Annotated in this window: 5 protein-coding genes; 2 read left to right on the forward strand and 3 right to left on the reverse strand. The window is 62.2% G+C overall.

The annotated features are described in order from the left end of the window. From AC1DWI_RS16905 to AC1DWI_RS16915, 3 genes are all read right to left on the reverse strand, one after another. On the reverse strand, positions 1-480 hold a 480-nt coding region (locus AC1DWI_RS16905; protein WP_477725264.1), incomplete at its 3' end, for an NAD(P)-dependent oxidoreductase. 17 nt (positions 481-497) lie between these two features. Continuing rightward, on the reverse strand, positions 498-1,178 hold the full coding sequence (locus AC1DWI_RS16910; RefSeq protein WP_477670080.1) for an RraA family protein: 681 nt from the start codon (positions 1,176-1,178) through the stop codon (positions 498-500). A gap of 1 nt (position 1,179) precedes the next feature. After that, positions 1,180-2,148 carry a Bug family tripartite tricarboxylate transporter substrate binding protein gene (locus tag AC1DWI_RS16915; RefSeq protein WP_477725263.1) on the reverse strand — a complete coding sequence of 323 codons (969 nt, stop codon included), beginning with the start codon at positions 2,146-2,148 and terminating at the stop codon, positions 1,180-1,182. Positions 2,149-2,256: 108 nt separating this feature from the next. Here AC1DWI_RS16915 and AC1DWI_RS16920 point away from each other — a divergent pair, with 108 nt between their 5' ends. Beyond that, positions 2,257-3,012 (forward strand): IclR family transcriptional regulator, encoded by a 756-nt coding sequence (locus AC1DWI_RS16920; RefSeq protein ID WP_477670082.1) that lies wholly within the window; start codon positions 2,257-2,259, stop codon positions 3,010-3,012. After that, positions 3,009-3,431 carry a hypothetical protein gene (locus AC1DWI_RS16925; protein ID WP_477701325.1) on the forward strand — a complete coding sequence of 141 codons (423 nt, stop codon included), beginning with the start codon at positions 3,009-3,011 and terminating at the stop codon, positions 3,429-3,431. The genes AC1DWI_RS16920 and AC1DWI_RS16925 overlap by 4 nt, the downstream gene beginning before the upstream one ends. Positions 3,432-3,464 lie beyond the last annotated feature (33 nt).

Raw genomic sequence — 3,464 nt, forward strand, 5'->3', positions numbered from 1 at the left:
GCGCAGGCCGATGGCGCCCAGGCCCACCAGCCCGACAGTCTTGCCATACAGCTCCACGCTTTTGTGGGTGGCCTTGTCCCAGTGGCCGGCGCGCATGCGTGCGTCCAACACCGGAATTGACTTGGCGCAGGCGAGCATCAATGCCAGGGCCTGCTCGGCGACGGCATTGGCGTTGGCGCCGGCCGCGGCACGAACTTCAACGCCCCGCGCGACGGCGGCCACCTTGTCAATGGTGTCGGTGCCGCTGCCGTGCTTGGAGATCACGCGCAGCGATGGTGCTGCCGCAATGGCGGCAGCACCCACCTTGCTGTAGCGCACGATGATGCCCACCGGGTCGTGTCGTTGGCAGAGGGCGACGATGTCTTCTTCTGTCGGCGTCTTGCCGGCGTAGATGACTTCGTAGCCCTGCAGAAGCGCCAGCGCTTCGGGTGCAAGGTCTGCGGCAGTGACCAGAATGACGGGTTTCACGGCGGCTTTCATGGCAGGTTGCCCGTTGCTCACAGCGACTCGCCTTCTTTCAATACCCCGGCGCTGCGCAGTGCTGACTCCAGCCATTTGGCCGCCGTGTCGCCTTTTTTGATCGCCGCTATCCGTGCGTTTTCGTCGGCCACCTTCTTCGCAGCGGCCGGCAGCAGGGATTCGATCTTCTCGCGTTCAACGACGACAACGCCGTCCGCGTCACCCATCACGAAGTCGCCCGCATGCACGGTGACACCGCCTGCTGTCACAGGGTGGCCGATGCGGCCCGGGCAGGTTTTGGTCGGGCCGTTCGGGTTGTACCCGGCCGCGAAGACAGGGAAATCCATTTCGTCGATTTCGAGGGTGTCACGGACTGCGCCGTCAATGACCACACCGACGATACCGAGCTGTTTGCAGGCGGTCATCATGATGGTGCCCATCAATGCCGCGGTGAGGTCACCCTTGCCGTCAATCACCAACACATCACCCGGCTGTGCCAACGACATGGCCGCGTGGATCATCAGATTGTCGCCAGGGCGAACTTCAACGGTGAAGGCCGTACCGGCAAATTTCATGCGGGGGCGCAATGCCTTGATGCGCCCGTGCATCGCACCCCGGCGGCCGGCGACGTCGGCCAGGATGGCGGGCTGGAATGCAGCGGCTTGGCGCACAACGGCGGCCGGCACGCGGTCAAATTTGCGGATGATGTCTTGTGTCATGTCAATCTACTTTCGCGCCGGATTCTTTAACAATCTTGCCCCAGCGGGTGATGTCTTCCCGGATCAGTTTGCTGAATTGCTCCGGCGTGCTCCCTTCCACGTCGGCGCCCTGGTCGCGCAGCTTCTTGCGCAGGTCGGCCGCCTGCAGCGCCTTGTTGATGTCGGCGTTGAGTTTGGCGACGACATCCTTTGGCAGGTTCGCAGGCCCGGCAATACCGAACCAGGTCACGGCCTCAAAGCCCTTGTAGCCGGACTCGGCAATGGTTGGCACCTGCGGCAGGTCTTCGGTACGTTTGGCCGACGTGACGGCGATGGCGCGCATTTTTCCGTTCTTGATGTGGCCAATGAGCGTGGGGATGGATGACACGTAGAGCTGCACCTGCCCGCCAATCAGGTCGGTGGCGCCCTGCGCCGCACCCTTGTACGGCACGTGCGTCAGCTTGACGTCTGCGGCCTTCTGGAAGGATTCGGTCGCGAGGTGCGCGACGGTGCCGTTGCCGGAGGTCGCGTAGTTCAGGGAGCCGGGTTTKGCCTTGGACGCCGCAACGATGTCGGCGAGCGTCTTGTACGGCGAATCCGCCGCGACGACGATGACCAGTGGCGCGCTCGCCACGAGGCTCACGGGCGTGAGGTCCTTCATGGGGTCATACGGAAGTTTGGCATACAGGCTCGTGTTGATGGCCAGGTTGCTGGTCTGGCCGAGCACCAACGTGTAGCCGTCTGCCGGCGACTTCGCCACGGCGTCTACACCGAGGTTGCCGCCCGAGCCCGGCTTGTTGTCAACGATGAAGGTGTAGCCCGGGCCCATGAGCTTGTTCGTGACTTCGCGGGCGATGATGTCGGTGCCGCCGCCGGCCGGGAATGGCACGACGAGGCGAATGGGTTTGGTGGGCCAGGCCKGCGCAAAGGCGCTGGTGGCCAGGGAACACGCGACGGCAGCGGCCAGCGCGTAACGGCGGGAAAGTTTCATGTATGTCTCCAAGGCTCCGCTTTAAACAATAGCTGCGGTATGGGTGTGACTGTAGGCGCGCGTTGCACGCCATACAATACCGTTTCATACAGTGAACCATGGTGCGGCATGCGAAACGATCCGATAAATGAGCCAGTTGAGACAGGCGGCGGCGTCATCGCGGTGACGCGGGCGCTCTCGTTGATGGAAGCTTTTGAGGTGGGCGAGTCAACGCTTTCGCTGGCGGAATTGAGCCGGCGCTCACACATGCACAAGACCACGGTGCTGCGCCTGGCGCGCACGCTGGCCTTGTCGCAATACATGGTGCAGGCCGACGACGGCCAGTGGCGGCTGGGGCCGGCCGCCGGCTGGCTGGGTGCGCGCTACCAGGCCGGGTTTGACGTCAATCGCATCGTCGAGCCCACGCTGCACGAGCTCGTTGAGGCAAGCGGCGAGAGCGCGTCGTTCTACGTGCGCGAAGGCGACATTCGCGCCTGCGTGGCGCGCGTCGAAGGGCCGCAATCGGTGCGGCACCACGTGCGCGTCGGGGAAAGGCTGCCCTTGAACAAGGGCGCGCCGGGGCGTGTGATCCTGGCCTTCAGCGGCGCAGCGGGAGAACCCTACGAGTCGATCCGTGAACAGGGGTACCAGATCTCGATGGGCGAACGCGAAGCCGAAGTGGCCAGTGTCGCGGCGCCGGTGTTCGGCCTTAACTGGCGATTGCTGGGGTCCATCTGCATCTCGGGCCCGAGTGCACGGCTGTCAAAAACCAAACTGATGAAGCACGCAAAGAGTGTCATCCGCGCGGCGAACCAGCTGTCGTATGCGCTCGCCGGAAGCAAGTCGGCCCACACGCCACGGGCGGTTTCGCGCTGGCATCCTTGAGAGTTGCGAAAGTTGCTTGCGAGACGCCTTGGGGTCGTCTGGAAAAAAAGAGGGTGCCTGGGGCGGATATGGCCCTGGAGGAGGCTTACATCAAGGCGCGGTTTTTCTCAATCGACCACTTCCTGCTCAACCAGACGCCTGATCTTCAACGCTTTCTCAAAGTGGTCCAGCCGGTGCGTTTGGATCCACCATTTTGCGGCCTCCATCAGGAGCTCCGGGTTGTCATTCTTGTTGGCAAAAAACGCGTAGAAAGACACGCCGACGTTTTCGCCTTTCTCTTTGATTTTGTTTTCGCAAACATCGATTATTTTCTGTTTCAAATGGGCACGCAATTGGCCTCCTCACGTCTTCGCCGACATCTTGAACGCCAAAGCAAGATAGTCATGAACATGCTGCTTGTCGTTGATGTCATGAACTGATGCCAATGCAGTCGCTGGTCAGGGTTTCAGGAT

The organism is Polaromonas sp. P3_C2 (genome assembly GCF_056402675.1).